Source organism: Lentzea miocenica, assembly GCF_033949945.1.
GTDB lineage: Bacteria > Actinomycetota > Actinomycetes > Mycobacteriales > Pseudonocardiaceae > Lentzea > Lentzea miocenica.
In genome coordinates, this window is record NZ_JAXAVW010000022.1 from 77,052 (window position 1) to 93,375 (window position 16,324).

The 16,324-nt window shown below is 68.8% G+C and carries 17 protein-coding genes; 5 read left to right on the top strand and 12 right to left on the bottom strand.

Annotated features, from left to right (window positions below):
- Positions 1–50: 50 nt before the first annotated feature.
- Positions 51–2,822: an AfsR/SARP family transcriptional regulator gene (locus SK803_RS26115; RefSeq protein WP_319968735.1), complete on the bottom strand. Its 2,772-nt coding sequence runs from the start codon at positions 2,820–2,822 to the stop codon at positions 51–53.
- A 138-nt stretch (positions 2,823–2,960) separates the two neighbouring features.
- Between SK803_RS26115 and SK803_RS26120 the strand changes: the two genes are divergently transcribed.
- Positions 2,961–3,575, top strand: a complete 615-nt coding sequence (locus SK803_RS26120; protein WP_319968736.1) for a class I SAM-dependent DNA methyltransferase — start codon at positions 2,961–2,963, stop codon at positions 3,573–3,575.
- A 40-nt stretch (positions 3,576–3,615) separates the two neighbouring features.
- Here SK803_RS26120 and atpB read toward each other — a convergent pair whose 3' ends face one another.
- From atpB to thyX, 8 genes are all read right to left on the bottom strand, one after another.
- Complete coding sequence (gene atpB / locus SK803_RS26125; RefSeq protein WP_319968737.1) at positions 3,616–4,419, bottom strand: F0F1 ATP synthase subunit A; 804 nt, start codon at positions 4,417–4,419, stop codon at positions 3,616–3,618.
- Positions 4,420–4,495: 76 nt separating this feature from the next.
- Positions 4,496–6,175, bottom strand: coding sequence for a ribonuclease J (locus tag SK803_RS26130; RefSeq protein ID WP_319968738.1), 1,680 nt, complete (start codon positions 6,173–6,175; stop codon positions 4,496–4,498).
- Positions 6,172–7,068: a 4-hydroxy-tetrahydrodipicolinate synthase gene (gene dapA / locus SK803_RS26135; protein WP_319968739.1), complete on the bottom strand. Its 897-nt coding sequence runs from the start codon at positions 7,066–7,068 to the stop codon at positions 6,172–6,174. Before dapA ends, SK803_RS26130 begins: the two co-directional genes overlap by 4 nt.
- A 19-nt stretch (positions 7,069–7,087) precedes the next feature.
- A complete protein-coding gene (locus SK803_RS26140) occupies positions 7,088–7,699 on the bottom strand; it encodes a TIGR03085 family metal-binding protein (RefSeq protein ID WP_319968740.1) in 612 nt (203 codons plus the stop codon).
- A gap of 25 nt (positions 7,700–7,724) precedes the next feature.
- Entirely contained in the window at positions 7,725–8,138 is a 414-nt protein-coding gene (locus tag SK803_RS26145) for a hypothetical protein (protein ID WP_319968741.1), read from the bottom strand.
- A gap of 172 nt (positions 8,139–8,310) precedes the next feature.
- Positions 8,311–9,753: a serine/threonine-protein kinase gene (locus SK803_RS26150; RefSeq protein ID WP_319968742.1), complete on the bottom strand. Its 1,443-nt coding sequence runs from the start codon at positions 9,751–9,753 to the stop codon at positions 8,311–8,313.
- Positions 9,754–9,824: 71 nt separating this feature from the next.
- Complete coding sequence (locus tag SK803_RS26155) at positions 9,825–10,226, bottom strand: ACT domain-containing protein (RefSeq protein ID WP_319968743.1); 402 nt, start codon at positions 10,224–10,226, stop codon at positions 9,825–9,827.
- A gap of 5 nt (positions 10,227–10,231) precedes the next feature.
- Positions 10,232–10,936 (bottom strand): FAD-dependent thymidylate synthase, encoded by a 705-nt coding sequence (thyX, locus tag SK803_RS26160; RefSeq protein ID WP_319968744.1) that lies wholly within the window; start codon positions 10,934–10,936, stop codon positions 10,232–10,234.
- Between the two features lie 67 nt (positions 10,937–11,003).
- Between thyX and SK803_RS26165 the strand changes: the two genes are divergently transcribed.
- Positions 11,004–11,519 (top strand): toxin-antitoxin system HicB family antitoxin, encoded by a 516-nt coding sequence (locus SK803_RS26165; protein WP_319968745.1) that lies wholly within the window; start codon positions 11,004–11,006, stop codon positions 11,517–11,519.
- A 5-nt stretch (positions 11,520–11,524) separates the two neighbouring features.
- Entirely contained in the window at positions 11,525–12,430 is a 906-nt protein-coding gene (locus SK803_RS26170) for a DUF4097 family beta strand repeat-containing protein (protein WP_319968746.1), read from the top strand.
- Positions 12,431–12,516: 86 nt separating this feature from the next.
- Here SK803_RS26170 and SK803_RS26175 read toward each other — a convergent pair whose 3' ends face one another.
- Genes SK803_RS26175 through SK803_RS26185 form a run of 3 tightly spaced genes read right to left on the bottom strand, consistent with a single transcriptional unit; the run spans position 12,517 to position 14,627 of the window.
- Positions 12,517–13,011 (bottom strand): hypothetical protein, encoded by a 495-nt coding sequence (locus SK803_RS26175; protein WP_319968747.1) that lies wholly within the window; start codon positions 13,009–13,011, stop codon positions 12,517–12,519.
- Positions 13,012–13,029: 18 nt separating this feature from the next.
- Positions 13,030–13,638, bottom strand: a complete 609-nt coding sequence (locus tag SK803_RS26180) for a TetR family transcriptional regulator (RefSeq protein ID WP_319968748.1) — start codon at positions 13,636–13,638, stop codon at positions 13,030–13,032.
- Positions 13,639–13,643: 5 nt separating this feature from the next.
- Positions 13,644–14,627: an aldo/keto reductase gene (locus tag SK803_RS26185; protein WP_319968749.1), complete on the bottom strand. Its 984-nt coding sequence runs from the start codon at positions 14,625–14,627 to the stop codon at positions 13,644–13,646.
- Positions 14,628–14,756: 129 nt separating this feature from the next.
- On the opposite strand from SK803_RS26185, the gene SK803_RS26190 reads away from it, so the two are divergent.
- On the top strand, positions 14,757–15,299 hold the full coding sequence (locus SK803_RS26190; protein WP_319968750.1) for a helix-turn-helix domain-containing protein: 543 nt from the start codon (positions 14,757–14,759) through the stop codon (positions 15,297–15,299).
- On the top strand, positions 15,296–16,171 hold the full coding sequence (locus SK803_RS26195; protein ID WP_319968751.1) for an SRPBCC domain-containing protein: 876 nt from the start codon (positions 15,296–15,298) through the stop codon (positions 16,169–16,171). Before SK803_RS26190 ends, SK803_RS26195 begins: the two co-directional genes overlap by 4 nt.
- Positions 16,172–16,324 lie beyond the last annotated feature (153 nt).

Sequence of the window (16,324 nt, forward strand, 5' to 3'; positions counted from 1 at the left end):
ACATGTAGCTTGCCTACGCATCACGCCGGGCGCATCAGGGATGTCCCCGATCAGGCCAGCTCGTGCAGCCGCGCCCGCACTTCCGGGGTGAGCGGGTGGTCGTAGTCCTCGTAGATCGTCAGCGCTTCCAGCAGGTGCGTCCGCGCCACGTCCGGCTGCCCCGCGCTCGCCTCACCCAGGCCGTGCAGCGCCTCCGCGAGACTCTTGCGGTCACCGAGCACCCGCAGGAACGCCAGCGCGTGCCGGAACGACTCGCGCGACTCGACGGGCCGGCCGAGTTTGCACTGCGCCCAGCCGATGCTGACGAGTGCCATCGCCTTGCCGTGCATCGCGTCGTGCGAGTCCATCAGCTCGAACGCCATCCGCGCCGACTCCAGCGAGGCCTCGTGCTGGCCGGCCGAGCGCAGGATGTCGCTGAGGAACAGCCTGGTGCCGCCCTCGCCGAACCACGAGCCGACCTCGGCGTGCCGGGTCAGGGCCTCGCCGAACCTGTCGACGGCGAGGTCGAACTGACGCAGGCCGCCGTACGCCATGCCCAGCCCGGTGAGGCTCCAAGCGGCACCGACGCGGTCGTCGATCTCGCCGCGGATCGCCAGCGCGCGGTCGAAGAGTTCCAGGGCGTCGGCGAACCGCTGGCCGCGGAAGGCGGCAAGACCCTGGCCGTGTATCGCCCACGCACGTGCGGCCTGGTTGCCGTCACGAGCAGCAGTGCGTTCGGCGACGCGGTAGGTGCGCGTCCACTCGTCCAGCGCGCTGGAGACGATGAAGTAGTTCCACAGCGCCACCGGGATCTGCCACGAGGTGGGCGAGTGGTGGTCCTCGGCGAGCCTCGTGACGGCCAGCAGGTTCGAGGATTCGGTGCGGCACCAGGTGAACGCCTCGTCGTGCGAGGCGAAGTCCTGAGTGGACAGTGGCGGCAGCAGGAACGCCGGGTGGTCCGGGGGCGCGATGACGGTGCCCGCGGCGTTCGCGGTGTCGAAGTACCACCCGAGCATGCGCGACACGGCCTCGTCACGGCCGCTCGACGACTCCTCGGTGGCGCTGAGTTCCGTGGCGTACAGGCGAAGCAGGTCGTGCAGGCGGAAACGTCCGCGCGCGACCTCCTCGATCATGTGCCCGCCCGCCAGCACGTCGACCAACGTCCGTGCGCGCGACACCGGCACCCCGGACACCGCGGCGATGGCGTTCAGGCTGATCTCCGCACCCGGATGCAGGCCGATCAGCCGGAACATCCGGGCGGCGTCAGGCTTCAGGGCCAGGTACGACCACGAGAACGCCGCACGCACGGCCGTGTCCTCGTCGTCGCCGGTCGCCAGCACGTTCAACCGGTCGCGCTCGTCGGCGAGGTCGCTCGCCAGGTCGGCCAGCGTCAGATGCGGCCGGGTGACCACGCGTTCGGCCGCGATCCGCACCGCCAGCGGCAGATGCCCGCACAGTTCGACGAGCTTGGCCGCGGCGGCGGGTTCGGCGGCGACGCGGTCCGCGCCCACCGCCGAGGTCAGCAGCGCCAGCCCCTCGTCGGGCGTCAACGTCGACAACGTCAGCGAGTGCGCGCCGTCCCGCGCGACCAGGCCGCCGAGGTGGTTGCGCGAGGTCACCAGCACCATCGACGTCGACCGGCCAGGCAGCAGCGGGCGCACCTGCTCCGCCAGCCGTGCGTTGTCGAGCAGCACCAGCACCCGTTTGCCCGCCAGCACACTCCGGTACAGCGCGGACTTCGCGGGCAGGTCGTCCGGGATGCGTTCGGCCGGCACGCCGAGACTCTGCAACAGCTGGTGCAACGCGGTGCCGGGCTGGACCGGCGGTGACGACGCGTCGAACCCGCGCAGATCGACGTGCAGCTGCCCGTCGGGGAACCTGGCCGCCACCTGGTGCGCGAATCGGACAGCCAGAGCGGTCTTGCCGACGCCACCGGTGCCGGTGATGGCGACCAGAACCGGTGAGTGGTCGTGCGGAACGACGTCGGCGAGCTTCGCGAGTTCCTTCTCGCGGCCGGTGAAGTCGCGGACGCCGTGCGGCAACTGGACCGGGACCAGCACGGGCGCCGCGGGTTCCGGCTGCGGGTCGTGGCGGCCGACGAGGAGTTGCTCGTGCAGCTGACGGAGTTCCGGACCCGGCTCGATGCCGAGTTCCTCGATCAGCAACCGGCGCAAGTCCGTGTAAACGGCGAGCGCCTCGGCCTGCCTGCCGCCGCGGTACAGCGCGGACATCAGCAGGCCGTGCAACCGCTCCCGCAGCGGATGCGCGCTGACCAGCGTCGTGAGCTCCCCCGCCACCTCTGTCTCACGGCCGACGGACAGCATCAACGCCGCACGCTGCTCCACGGCCGTGAGTCGCAGTTCGGCCAGGCGCGCGCGTTCCACCGCGGCGAACGGTCCAGGAACGCCGTCCAGAGCGATGCCACGCCACAACCCCAAAGCGGCGTCGAACGCGCTGATGGCCTCCGCGGGCCGGTCACGCAGCCGGCCCGCGTCGTCCAGATGGATGCGGAACTCGGCCGCGTCCGAGCCGGCGGACGAGAGCCTCAGCAAATATCCAGCGTCTGTGGAGAGCAACACGGAACTCGGCGCGCGTGAAGCCCTGTCCGGCTCGAAAAGCCGCCGCAGCCCGGCGACGTAGGTGTGGATGCCGTTGTCCGCGCTGGCAGGTGGATCATCGCCCCAGACGGCGTCGATCAGCTCACTGCGCGACACGACGTGGTTGGCGCGCAAGGCGAGCACCGCGAGCACAGCTCTCTGCCGCGGCGGCCCCAGGGTGAGCTCCTGACCGTCCACCGTTGCCGCGAGCGCGCCCAGCAGGCTGACGCGCAACTCGTTCTGCACCCTGTGTCTCACTTCGTCGCTGTCCGCAGTCACCCAGCAACCTACCGTCAGATTTCGTCCAGAAGCCATCCAGAGCACGTGCAGAGACGTTCTCCACACTTCACATGAGGTGGATTGGGTCGAAATGAGGGGGCGGCGATGAACGCGGCGGATGTCTTCGACACGCTGGGGATGGAATACCAACGCGCTTGGTCGCACCAACCCGCGCTGCACGGCACCTTGGCCTGGTTCGCCGCGACGCAGCCCTCCGGCTCCCGCGTGCTCGACATCGGCTGCGGCACCGGAGTTCCGGTGGCCCGCGTCCTCGCCAAAGCGGGCATGAAGGTCACCGGCCTCGACGTCTCCCCGGTGATGGTCGACATCGCGACCGCCCAGGTCCCGGAGGCGACGTTCCACAAGATCGACATCCGCGACTTCGAGTCGCCGCCCGGCTCGTGGGACGTGATCTGCGCGGTGTTCTCGCTGCTGCAGATGACCCAGGCCGAGATCATCCAGACCCTCGGCGACATCTCCACCTGGCTGCGGCCCGGCGGTCACTTCTTCCTCGCCACCGTCGCGATCGACGTCGAGCAGGTCACGCTGCCGTGGATGGGCCAGGAGATCGAGGTGTCGTCGTTCTCCGAGGAGAAGTTCGAGGAGCACCTCGGCAACGTCGGCCTGCGCGTCGTGCGCCGGAGCCGGCCGGTCTTCACCCCGTCCTTCCCCGGCGCCATGCCGGAGGAGTCGCTGCACCTGGTGTGCCAGCGCCCCTGACGCCCCGGGCCGCCGCCGGCGGCTCAGAGCGTGCGTGTTCCTAGTGCTGTTCGGCCAGCGCGCGACCGATGAAGTGCGCTGAGAGCGTCGCGAAGATGTAGGCCTGCAACACCTGGATCAACGCCTCCAGGAAGACGATCGCGATCGCCAGCCCGAAGCCGAGCGCGGACACCGGCTTGAGCCAGACGTTGCTCTGCAGCAACAGGAACTCGGCACCGAGCGTGAACACCAGCACCAGCAGGTGGCCCGCGAACATCGCCGCGAACACCCGGATGGCGAGGTTCACCGGGTCGAAGAAGAACTTGAGGATGACCTCGGTCGGGATCAGCAGGCCCCACAGCACCGGCTTCGGCACGTCCGCGATGATGAACTGGTTGCGCAGGTAGCCCCGCAACCCGAACTTCCTGATGCCCACGAAGTGGTAGAGCGGGAAGACGATGAGCAACGCCACCGCCGCCGGGAACCCGAAGTGCGTGAAAGTCGGGAACTGCACCAGCGGGATCAACCCGTAGAGGTTGTTCACCAGCACGAAGCAGAAGATGCTGACGATCAGCGGCACGTACGGCGCGAACTCCTTCGCGCCGATCTGCTCACGCGCGACGGTGTTGCGCCCGAAGTCGTAGACCGACTCGGCGGCGAACTGCCACCGCGACGGCACGAGCTTCAACTTGCTGGTGGTGGCCAGGAAGAACACCACGATGATCGCGACCGAGAGCACCAGCAGCACCATCGGCTTGGTGATCTCGAGGTCGAACGGCAGCCCGAACGGTTCGCGCCAGGTGAAGATCGGCGGCAAGAAGATGTCGGGCTTGCCGGGTGGGGTGAAGACAGGACTGTCGGCCATGGGCGTCCCCCTCGTCCAAGGTCTTGGGATCTGACCTTACCGAACGAGGGGGACGCAGATCACAGCAGGGTCACGTTCACACCGGAATGACCGTGGGAACGATCATCGGCCGGCGGCGGTAGGTCTCCGCCACCCAACGGCCGACAACCCGGCGCACGGCCTGAGCGATCCGGTGGGTGTCGGCGATGCCCTCGGCCTCGGTCCGCGCGAGCTCCATCTCCACCAGCGGCACCACGGCTTCGAGCGCCTTGGGGTCGTCGGAGAAGCCACGCCCGGAGATCGTCGGCGCCGTCACGGCACGTCCCGTCGTCCGGTCGATGGCGACCGAGATCGAGATGAAGCCGCCCTCGCCCAGCACCAGCCGGTCGGACAGCGTCGACTCGCCGACGTCGCCCACGGACAGCCCGTCGACGTAGACGTGGCCCACGACAACGCGTCCGGACACCGCGGCCTTGCCGTCGATCAGGTCGACGACGACGCCGTCTTCAGCGATCACGACGTGGTCCTCGGCAACGCCCGTGGCGACCGCGAGGGCCGCGTTCGCGCGCAGGTGACGCCACTCGCCGTGCACCGGCATCACGTTCGACGGCCGGACAGCGTTGTACAGGAACAAAAGTTCGCCGGCCGGTGAGTGGCCGGAGACGTGCACCTTGGCGTTGCCCTGGTGCACCACGGTCGCGCCGAGCTTGGCGAGGCCGTTGACGACGTTGAAGACCGCGTTCTCGTTGCCGGGGATGAGCGACGACGCCAGGATCACCGTGTCGCCCGCGCGGATCGAGATCTGCCGGTGCTCGCCGCGGGCCATCCGCGACAACGCCGACAGCGGCTCGCCCTGCGACCCGGTGGACACGAAGATGACCTCGTCCTCCTCCATCCGCATGGCGACGTCGAGGTCGACGAAGAGGCCGTCCGGCACGTTCAGGAAGCCCAGGTCGGACGCGATGCCCATGTTGCGCACCATCGAGCGGCCGACGAACGCGATCTTGCGCTTGTACTGCACGGCCACGTCGAGCACCTGCTGCACCCGGTGCACGTGCGAGGCGAAGCACGCGACGATGACCCGCTGCGACGCCTTGCGGATCACGTTCTCCAGCACCGGGCCGATCTCGCGCTCGGGCACCACGAAACCGGGCACTTCGGCGTTGGTCGAGTCGACGAGGAACAGGTCCACGCCCTCGTCGCCCAGCCGCGAGAACCCGGCCAGGTCGGTCAGGCGGCCGTCCAGCGGCAGCTGGTCCAGCTTGATGTCACCGGTGTGCAGCACCAGACCTGCGGCGGTGCGGATGGCGACGGCCAGCGCGTCCGGGATCGAGTGGTTGACCGCGAAGAACTCCAGCTCGAACGGCCCGAACGAGCGGTGCTCGCCCTCGCGGACCTCGACGAGCTGCGGGTTCTGCCGGTGCTCGCGGCACTTCGCGGCGAGCAATGCCAGCGTGAAGCGGGAGCCGACGACCGGCAGGTCGGGGCGCAGCTTCAGCAGGAACGGCACGGCACCGATGTGGTCCTCGTGGCCGTGGGTCAGGACGATCGCCTCGATGTCGTCCAGGCGATCCTCGATGGCGCGGAAGTCGGGCAGGATCAGGTCCACGCCCGGTTGGTCGTCTTCGGGGAACAGAACGCCGCAGTCGACCACGAGCAGCCGTCCGGCGTGCTCGAAAACTGTCATGTTGCGGCCGACCTCGCCAATTCCGCCGAGTGCGACGACCCGGAGGCCGCCTTCCGGCAGTGCGGGCGGCAATTCGGTCGAGTGGGTCACGCGTTGACTCCCAGTTCGGCCGCGATGGCCTCGATGTCTTCGGCCGCGGCGGGCACCAGCGGCAGACGTGGGTTGCCCACGTCCAGTCCGCGCAGGCGCAGTGCGGCCTTCATGTACGTCACGCCGGGAACCCGGCGGAATGGTCGCAGCAGCGGCAGCAGCGACTCGTGGATTTCCTTTGCCCGGACCACGTCTCCGGATTCGAACGCTTCAACAAGATCTCGCAGGCGGTCGGCCGCGAGGTGGCCGATGACGCTCACGAACCCGACGGCGCCCACGGACAGCCACGGCAGGTTCAGCGGGTCGTCGCCCGAGTAGTAGGCGAGGTCGGTGCTCGCGATGACCCGGCTGCCGGCGTGCAGGTCGCCCTTGGCGTCCTTCACGGCCAGGATCCGGGGGTGTTCCGCCAGCCGCAGGATCGTGTCGACCTCGATCGGCACGACCGCGCGCGGCGGGATGTCGTACAGCATCACCGGCAGGTCCGACGCGTCCGCGATGGCGGTGAAATGCGCGAGCAGGCCTTCCTGCGGCGGCCGCGAGTAGTACGGCGTCACGACCAGCGCGCCGTGCGCGCCCGCCTTCTCGGCCTGCTGCGCGAGGTGGATGCTGTGCGCGGTGTCGTACGTGCCCGCACCGGCGACCACGGTCGCGCGGTCACCGACGGCCTCGACCACGGCGGTGATCAGCGCCGCCTTCTCGCGGTCGGTCGTCGTGGGGCTCTCCCCGGTCGTACCGTTCACGACCAGGCCGTCGTTGCCCAGGTCCACCAGGTGTTTCGCCAGCTCCTGCGCCTTGGCGAGGTCGACCTCGCCGCGCGAGTCGAACGGCGTGACCATGGCGGTGAGAACGCGGCCGAACGGGCGGTTCGGCCCTGCGTAGGGGCTTCCGGGCATGCGCAGAAACTACCCGAGTTCAGACACTTCGGTTCAACGACCGCACTCGTTCGACCGCGTCGGGGTCTCCGCTGTATTCCACGCGGACCTGGTCGCGCCCGAACGCGAGCATCACCAGCTCGGCCACCTCGCCCGTGATCACCACGCCGTTCGCCCCCGGCTTGGCGACGATGTGCTCGCCATCAGGCCTCACCAGCGTCACGCCGACGGGCGACGACTTGTAGGTGAACTTCGCGGTGAACGGCAGGAACTTCCACAGCACGTGCTCGCGCTTCCCGTCGTACGGCCGCGGTTCCCAGTCGGCCTGTGCCCGCCGCACGTCCTCGTGGTGCACGAAGTACTCGGTGGTGTTGATGTACGAGTCGAGGGGCTGGATCCAGAACGGCGGCGTGCGCACCAGATCCAGGAGCTCCCCCCACGCCTTGTGCGCGTAGTCCCCCTGCACCTTCTCCGCCCACTTCGCGAAGGGCTTGAGCAGGATGCCCGGCGCGGTGTCCGGGCGCCGCTCGCGGATCGCGAGGTGCGCGGCCAGGTCCCTGTTCGTCCAGGTGCCGCACAACGTGGGCGCGTCAGGGCCGAGCTCGGTCATCAGGTCGACAAGGGCCTTGCGCTCATCGCGGGCAACACTCACCCCGCCATTTCACCACAGGCGGTGCTCAGGCCTCGTTCGGCTGGTAGCAGTCCTTGAAGCCGTCCGGCTTGGCGGAGTTGTCGGCCAGCAGCTTGACCACCTGGTCGCGCGTCAGGTTCTCCGGGTAGTTCGGCCAGTCCGGTTCCTGCCCCTTGACGTGGAGCTCGTCCAGCCAGTAGCCGGACTGCCCCGAGGTCTTGGCGAACTCCAGGTCGCAGCCCTTCACCCGCACCATCACCTCGATGGTCTTCTCCGAGGACTTGATCGTGCGCTTGCCGACCTTCTTGGCCTTCTTCGCCGTCTCCGTGCTGGGCTCGCCGACGTTGGTGAAGCCGGCGGCCTTGAGCTCGGAGACGAACTTGTCCTCGTTGCTGGCGCAGGCCGACAGGCCGGCCGTGCAGCCGAGGACGAGCAGGGCGGAAATGATCCTTCTCTTCACGCGGGCAGACTAGTGCCGCGACCGGCAGCCTTTGCCCCGTATTCGACATTCAGACGGGTGCGTCGTGGTGCCGGCCCCGCGTCCTCATCCTGGTTGGCTGTGGGCGTGGGGCCGGTGCCGCGAGGCGCCCTGCTGAGTGCCGAAGACGCGGTGAAGGTTGCCGGTCGCGGCGCTAGTTGTCCTTCTTCGCGCTGATGGTGCTGTTCATCTGACTGGCGTCCTTTTTGCTCGCGACGCAGTAGATGCGACGCTGCGCGTTGTCGTTCTTGTCCTTCTTCCACGCCGACTCGGTGGGGATCAGCGTCGTGAGCTTGAGCGTGCCGCCGTCCTTGATCCACGGCGAGTTCAGCGTCAGCTCGCAACGGGAGACGCCGAGGCTCGTCAGCGACTCGACACCGGGGTATGCCGCGTCGGGCATGTTCGACTGCAGCGGCAGGGTCTCGGCCACGTCGAACACCTCGAAGTCGTGCGGCTTGTCGCACTCCTCGCGGGCGTCGGAGTCGAGCTGCTTGGTCGGCGCGACCGCACCGTTGCCGCACACGTTCTCCGACAGGCCGAAGACGGGGACCTCACCGCCCTCGCCGTACGTCAGCGCGCTGCTGCCGCTGCTTGCTCCGGGCGAGGTGAACGCCTTGTGCGCGTAGATGCCACCGGTGAACGCGGCCGCGGCGATGACGACCGCGCCGACCAGCGCGAGGAGGCGGTTGCGCTTCTTCTTCGCGGGGTCGGCGGCGGGAGCCTGCTGGTACTGCTGGGTCTGGGCGGGCGCGATCCCGGTGGGCGGCGTCGGCTGGTTGCCGATGCTGGCGAGCATCGCGCGGGCCTGCGGGCCGGACAGCCTGGCGTTCGGGTCGGCGATCAGCAGACCGGTGATCACGGCGCCGAGCACGCCGGTCGCGCGGGTTAGGCGCGGGGTCTCGCTCATGATCGCGTGCAGCGTCGAGGCCGTGGAGGAGCGTTCGAACGGGCTCCAGCCCTCGACGGCGTAGCAAAGGGTCGCGCCGAGCGCCCACAGGTCGGACGCGGGGCCCGCCTCGTGGCCGTGGATGCGTTCCGGCGACATGTACGCGGGCGAACCGATGAGGCTGCCGCTGGTGGTCAGCCGCGGGTCGTCGACGGCCTGGGCGATGCCGAAGTCGGTGAGCTTGACCTTGCCGTCCGGGCGGACCATCAGGTTGCCGGGCTTGACGTCGCGGTGCACGATCCCTGCCTGGTGCGCGGCCTCCAGCGCGGACAGCGACTGCAGCGCGATCGACACGACCTGGTTCGGCGGCATCGGGCCGTGCGTGCCGATCAACGTCGACAGCGTCGCCGCCTCGACCAGCTCCATGACGATGTACGTGGTGCCGTTCTCGTTGATCGCGTCGAAAACGGTCACGACCGCGGGGTCGTTGAGCTTGCCGGCCGTGCGCGCCTCACGCAGAGCGCGCTCTTCGAGCACTCGGCGTTCCTCGAACGCGATGCCGTCCGGGAGGTGTAGCTCCTTGATCGCGACGAAGCGTCCGATGTGGCGGTCCTGGGCACGCCACACGATTCCCATGCCACCGCGGCCGAGCTCGGCAACCAGGGCGTACCTGCCCGCGATGACGCGCGGTTCGACTGCCTGTCCGTGCAACGTGCGCTCCTACAAACCGATGAGCCGGGGCGTTGACGGTACTTCAGACCCGCCACACGGAGGATCGGTTCCTAGGCTTCCGGCGCTACAACCAGTTCGTGACCTGCCGCACGCAACGCCAGAACCGCACGGCCGAGATCGGTGTGCTTCACGAGCAGGTGGTCGGTGTCGTACGTGGACAGTGCGAAAAGGGACACACCAGCGGCAGCCAGCTCACCCGCGAGCGCGGCCATGATGCCGGTGAGCGTGAACTCCAGCGGCCCGCGCACGGTGAGCAGCCGCCAGCCCTTCTCGGAGGTGTCACTCTCCAGAGTGAACGAGGACGGCGCGATGATCGACAGTTCCGCCGGGGTCCTGGTCACGGAGACCAGCCCGTCGGCCGGATCGAGCAGCCCTGCGGGGAGCGGGGCGTCCGCCGCCAGGCGCGTGACCGCGTATTCGCCGGGCCGGACGTCCACGATGAGCCGCTTCATGGATGTCAGCCTTCAACCACCAGTGGGCTGGAAGCAACTTCTGTGCCGTCCGGGAGTGTCGAGATCACGAAGTCCGCGAACGCGTTCGGTGCCGCCTTCGTCAGTTCACGCAGGCAGGCGACCGCGAGCTCGCGCAGTTCCACGTTGATGTGCTCGGTCGCGCGCATCGCGATGAAGTGCCGCCACGAGCGGTAGTTGCCCGTCACGACGATCTCGGTGACGGTCGCGTTGGGCAGCACCGACCTGGCCATCTGCCGCGCGCGCCGGCCGTTGACCGTCTTCTCGAGGCTGTGCACCAGGTCCTCGTACGCCTTCAGGCTCGCCTCGGTCGCGGCGACGAACCGCGCGTGCAGCTCCGGGTCGCGCGCGATCAGGTCCGGCTCCACCACGTCGGTCGGATCGGTGCGCTGGGAGAGCTGCGAGTACGAGAAGTGCCGGTGCCGGATCAGCTCGTGGGTGAGCGACCGGGGCAGCTCGGTCAGGTAGAGCGTCGCGCTGCCGTGCTCGAACGCGGCGAGGTGGCCGACGTCGAGCAGGTGGTGCAGGAACGTCGCGTTGGTGTTCGTCTTCGGGTTCGAGCGGTCCCAGGACTGGTAGCAGGCCCGGCCGGCGAACTCGACGAGCGCCGCGCCGCCGTCCGCGTCGGTCGTCCACGGCACGTCGTCCGGCGGGATGAACTCCGTCTTCGCCACCAAGCGCACTCTCGGCATGTGCCGAACTTAGCCCTGACACCAGCTGATGGTTGCACGATGTCGAAAGTGACGTCATAGTGGTGTCATGGATCTGTCGCCGTACATCGCGTCACTGCGCGAGGACCTGGCGACGGCCGCATCAGCGGGGGACGACAACACCCGTCGAACGGCCGCCGCGTTGTCCGCAGCGCTCGAGCCAGCCGCGCGACTGGCAATCATGAACGCACTGTCCGACCTGGCCGCGGAGGTCACCGCCTCCCTGGACGGCCAGGTCGTGGACGTTCGACTGGCAGGCCGGGACGTCCAGGTGGTCGTCACGGGCTCGCCCGAACCGGAGCAGGAGACCGGCCCTCAGCACGAGGTGCCGCACTTTGGCGCAGGTGACGCCACCGGTGACATCAGCCGCATCACGCTGCGCATGATCAACGAGCTCAAGTCGAAGGCCGAGGCGGCAGCGTCCGCCCAGGGCGTGTCGCTGAACTCGTTCATCCAGCAGGCCGTGGGTGGCGCGGTGCACGGCAAGCACAAGCATCAGCAGCACAAGGGGTGGAGCGGAAACGCCGGCTCGGGCTCGCGCGTCCGCGGATGGGTGCAGGGGTGAGCGGGATGACCGAACCGACAGACAGCGAACCGTCCGGCGTGGTGCGCCAGCAGAGCTTCGAGTTCGCGGGCGTCGCCGAGATCGACATCTCACTGCTCAGCGGCCGCGTGCAGGTGCAGCTGGTCGACGACCCCGGCGTGCACGTCGAGGTGCGGCACGACCCGAACGCGGGCAACTCGTGGACCGAGGGCCTGTCCAGCGTGCTGAGCTGGGTCAGCGGCCAGTTCGGCCCGGACAAGACGACCCCTGCGGCAGGTCCGGAAGAGGCCGTGCGCGACGCACGCGTCGAACTGCTGGGCAACCGTTTGCGCATCGAGTCGTCCAAGGCGCTGCCGTTGCGCGCGGTGCCGCTCTCGGTGGTGGTGACAGCGCCCGTGGGTTCGCACGTGTCGTCACGGACCGGTGCGGCTGACGTCATCGTGACGGGCGGCGCGGGCCGTCTCGACCTGAACACCGGCACGGGCAGCGTGTCCGCGGACCGGGCGACCGGCGACGCCAAGGTGAACTCCGGCGCCGGCACCGTGCGCCTGGGCACGATGCTCTCGTCACTGAAGGCCAAGACCGGCAGCGGTGACGTCGAGGTGTCGTCGGTGGGCGGCACCACCACGCTGATCACCGGCACCGGTGACGTGTGGCTGGGCGCCGTGCAGGGCAACGTCCAGGTCCGCACCGGCAGCGGCGATCTGACCGTGGCCGACGCCGCCTCCGGCGAGATCCAGCTCGGCACCGGCTCCGGCCACATCCGCGTCGGCATCCGGCAGGGCACGCTCGCCCGCATCGACCTGGTGTCCACGTCCGGCACCGCCCGCAGCGACTTCGACGTCTCATCGCAGCCGCTGGGCGACGCCTCGCTGACGATCACGGGCCGCACGGGCAGCGGCAACGCACTGGTGACCGCCGCCGCAAGCTGACCGGGGGGTCGGAAAAACGCACGCGGGGACCTTTCGTACCACCGTGCGGCACGAAAGGTCCCCGCGTGCGGCAAGTGGAGGCGCGGCTAGGGCTCCTGGAACGGTTTGGAGCCGCCGGGGACGTCGTCCGGGAAGATCGGGCACCGGATCTCGCCGGTCAGGAACTTCCTGATGAACGCCGAGAAGCTGCCGTCGAACGACCAGCTCCGCTGCAGGTCCGTGATCATCACGGACCACTCGTCCGGCTCGCCGCGGGTGTACCAGAGGCAGTGGTCGCCGTTGACCGTGCACCCCCACGGCAACAGGCCAGGCGAGTCGGGGTGCACGCGCAAACCGGGTTGCCGGCGAAGGGCGCGCAGGAGCTTGGGCGCCTGCGCCATCCAGTTCATGAACCCGGCACGGGCGGTGGGGTGCAGGATCCGGACGTAACCGCCGACGATCAGCGGTGGATACGCCTCCGCGAGGTGCACGTAGTCGCTGGGAAGCGCTGTGCCCGCCCGTGCTTTGACCGCGTCCCAGTCAACCGGGTCCGGACGCCTTTCGGGCGCTCCCAGCAGATCGATCCACTCGTCAGGCGGCACCGTTCACCTCCGTGACCCTCAAGCATCGCCTGCGGCACTCGGGATTCGGTTGTACCGCAATCCATCGACGACCAGTGAGACAACGGCGTCGAACGCGTCCTGAATGTGAGGATTCCCCCACTCCTGGGCGTGGGCCGGGTGGTGGAACTTCTCGGTCGCGTCCCACACCGCCTGCGCTGTCTTCTGGACGTCGTCGGTCACGAACTCGTGGGTTTCCACTCCGGCCGAAATGATGCGCGCGACGTGCCCGACCATGTGCTCGAGGTGGTAGTCGGGGATGACGTTGCTCTCCTTGACCAGCACCTGGAACGTCGCGAACAGCTCAGGGTCCTCGCTGTGGCCGTGCCGCTTCTTGTCGAACAACGCCTGCAGCCAGGCCCGCAGGGTTTCCGCGGCGGTGAGCCCCTGGTCGAACTTCGGCGCCATCTCGACGTGCACCGCGTCGAGCCAGCGCCGGGTCACCGCCTCCCGCAGCGCGGCCTTCGTGGCGAAGTGGCGGTAGACGCTGCCGTGGCTGACCCCGAGCGCCTTGGCGACGTCGACCACCGTCGCCTTGGCGGGCCCGTACCGTCGCAGCACCTCTTCGGTCGCCGCGAGGATCGCCTCGCCGGTCAACGCCTCCGCCACTTACCTCACCTCTCGCTGTCCAGCATGGCCATCTGCTCGGCCGCGTACCTCGTGCCCGCAGCGGCCCCAACAGGAGCAACGGCCTCGATCTCCTGCAGTTCCCGCTCGGTGAACGTCACGTCGACGGCACCGATCGCCTCCTTCAGCCTCGCACGCTTGGTCGTGCCGACGAGAGGCACCACGTCCTCCCCGCGCGCCGCGACCCACGCGATCGCGAGCTGCGCGACCGTGACGCCCTTGTTCTCGGCGATCTCGTTGAGCTTCGCGACGAGTGCGATGTTGCGGGTCAGGTTGTCGCCCTGGAACCGGGGCGTGTGACCGCGCCAGTCGTCGGAGGCGATGGTGGGCGGCGTGGCCGAGATCAGGCCGCGCGACAGCACTCCGTACGCGGTGATGCTGATGCCGAGCTCCCGCGTGGTCTGCAGGATCTCCCGCTCGACACCGCGCTCCAGCAGGCCGTACTCGATCTGCAGGTCCGCGATCGGGTGGACGGCGTGGGCCCGGCGGATGGTCTCCGCACCGACCTCGGACAGGCCGATGTGCCGGACGCGGCCCTTCTCGATCTGCTCGGCGATGGCGCCGATGGTGTCCTCGATCGGCACGGACGGGTCGAGCCGCGCCGGCCGGTAGATGTCGACGTGGTCGGTGCCGAGCCTGTTCAGCGAGTACGCGAGGAAGTTGGCCACCGCGACCGGCCGGGTGTCGAACCCGATGAACGCCCCGTCGGCGTCGCGCATGCCGCCGAACTTGACGCTGAGCAGCACCTCGTCCCGGCGGCCCTTGATGGCCTCGCTGATGAGCAGCTCGTTGTGGCCCTGCCCGTAGAAGTCACCGGTGTCGAGCAGCGTGACGCCCGCGTCCACGGCGGCGCGAATGGTCGCGATGCTCTCGTCGCGGTCGGCCGGACCGTACGCGTTGGACATGCCCATGCAGCCCAGCCCGATGGCGGACACGACCGGGCCGGTGGCTCCGAGCTGACGCTTCTGCATTGCCGAACTCCTTCGTCTCTTCGGTGAGGTCCAGCCTGCCCGATCAGCTGACAGATTTCAATATCTGTCAGTCGTCAGTTGTCAGCACCATTGACAAAATAGTTTTGAACGTTCAAAGTTGTTTTTGCGATGAGAGACGTGATCTATCTGGACCGGATGGAGCAGGCCGAGACCCTGCTCAAGCCGCAGCGCGTGGAGGTGCTGCGGCAGCTCGCCGCGCCGCGTTCGTGCACCGAGGTCGCCGAGGTGCTCGACCAGACGCCGCAACGCGTGCACTACCACGTGAAACAGCTGGTCAAGGCCGGTCTTGCCACCCAGGTCGCCGAACGCAAGGTGCGCGGCGTCCAGGAAGGCCTCTACCAGGCCGTGGCGCGCTCGTACTGGCTGTCACCGCGGCTGGTCGGCCGGATCGGATCACGCGACGAGCTGGCGCTGGGGCACCTCGTCGACCTCGCCGAGCAGGTGCAGGCGGACGTGGCGGCGCTGGACCGCGACACCGAACTGCCCTCCGTCGGCGTCTCCGGCGAGATCAGGGTCCGCCCGGAAGACCGGCAGCAGTTCCTGGCCGAGCTGCAGACGACGTTGCAGGACCTCTTCACCCGATACGGCGGCGCGGAGGGGGATGCGTTCCGCATCGCGCTCGCCTGCTACCCGAAGGGAGACAACCGATGAGCACGGGCACCATCCGCGTTCGCACGACGGCACCCACCGCGAGGATCTACGAGGCGCTGACGACGGCAGAGGGCCTGCGAACGTGGCTCGCCGAGCACGCCGCCGTGGATCTGGAACAGGGGACGTTCGAGTTCTGGGGGCGCTACACGCCGGAGGGCGAGCGGGGACGGCAGAAACTGCTGGGCGTGGACGACACGTCGGTGCGCTTCTCGTGGTTCCTGAACGGCACGGACCACACGATCTCGCTCGGGATCGAGGAACGCGACGGCGAGACGGTGATCGCCATGACGCAGTCCCCGTACCCGGCCTGGGGCGAGGGCATCGGCAACGACGACGACATGGCCGAGATCATCCAGACGTTCTGGCCGCTGGTGCTGGCGAACCTGGTCGAGCACCTCGAAGGCCGGCCGGTGTTCGGGTTCTGCGACTTCACCACGCCAGAGCAGCGGTTCGAGACCGACATCGCGGCGACGCCCGCGGCCATCATCGACGCGCTGACCGACCCGGAGGTGTTCGCGCGGTGGTTCGGCGCGCGGATGGAGATCGAGCCGCACGTCGGCGGCCGGTGGACGATGGGCAGCCTCGAGACCGACGAGAACGCGGCGAAGATCCTCGCACTCGACGAGGAGCACTTCACCCTGGACTTCCCGCAAGGGATGGTGGCGTCCTGGGAGCTCAAGGGCTCGGAGGGCAGGACGCGGCTGACGTTCGTGCAGAGCGGGTTCGACACCGCCAACCCGCCGTACGGTCCGTGGATGGGCTGGCTCAGCGGGTTCGCGGATCTGCGGCGCATGCTGGAGCTGCCCAACTGGCGCCCGATGTGGCACTCGTACGACATCCCCGGCCTGCCCGACGGAGTGCTCACCTACTGAACAATCAGGCGTCAGGAGGCGGGTGAGAGCCAGATCATTCGGTTCTCACCCGTTTGCGCCTGGATTTCGTCGGCGCAGGCTCGATAACTTCGGGGTCGTGCTTGATTCAGCCCGAGTCGCCGTCGCCGCCGTGTTGATCGCCTTCTCCGTGAC

Excerpts from the sequence above, each read along its gene's own strand:
- SK803_RS26165 (WP_319968745.1), top strand. The coding sequence starts at position 11,004 with ATGGATCTGTCGCCGTACATCGCGTCACTGCGCGAGGACCTGGCGACG.
- SK803_RS26185 (WP_319968749.1), bottom strand. The coding sequence starts at position 14,627 with ATGCAGAAGCGTCAGCTCGGAGCCACCGGCCCGGTCGTGTCCGCCATC.
- SK803_RS26195 (WP_319968751.1), top strand. The coding sequence starts at position 15,296 with ATGAGCACGGGCACCATCCGCGTTCGCACGACGGCACCCACCGCGAGG.
- SK803_RS26170 (WP_319968746.1), top strand. The coding sequence starts at position 11,525 with ATGACCGAACCGACAGACAGCGAACCGTCCGGCGTGGTGCGCCAGCAG.
- atpB (WP_319968737.1), bottom strand. The coding sequence starts at position 4,419 with ATGGCCGACAGTCCTGTCTTCACCCCACCCGGCAAGCCCGACATCTTC.
- SK803_RS26155 (WP_319968743.1), bottom strand. The coding sequence starts at position 10,226 with ATGAAGCGGCTCATCGTGGACGTCCGGCCCGGCGAATACGCGGTCACG.
- SK803_RS26120 (WP_319968736.1), top strand. The coding sequence starts at position 2,961 with ATGAACGCGGCGGATGTCTTCGACACGCTGGGGATGGAATACCAACGC.
- dapA (WP_319968739.1), bottom strand. The coding sequence starts at position 7,068 with ATGCCCGGAAGCCCCTACGCAGGGCCGAACCGCCCGTTCGGCCGCGTT.
- SK803_RS26190 (WP_319968750.1), top strand. The coding sequence starts at position 14,757 with ATGAGAGACGTGATCTATCTGGACCGGATGGAGCAGGCCGAGACCCTG.
- thyX (WP_319968744.1), bottom strand. The coding sequence starts at position 10,936 with ATGCCGAGAGTGCGCTTGGTGGCGAAGACGGAGTTCATCCCGCCGGAC.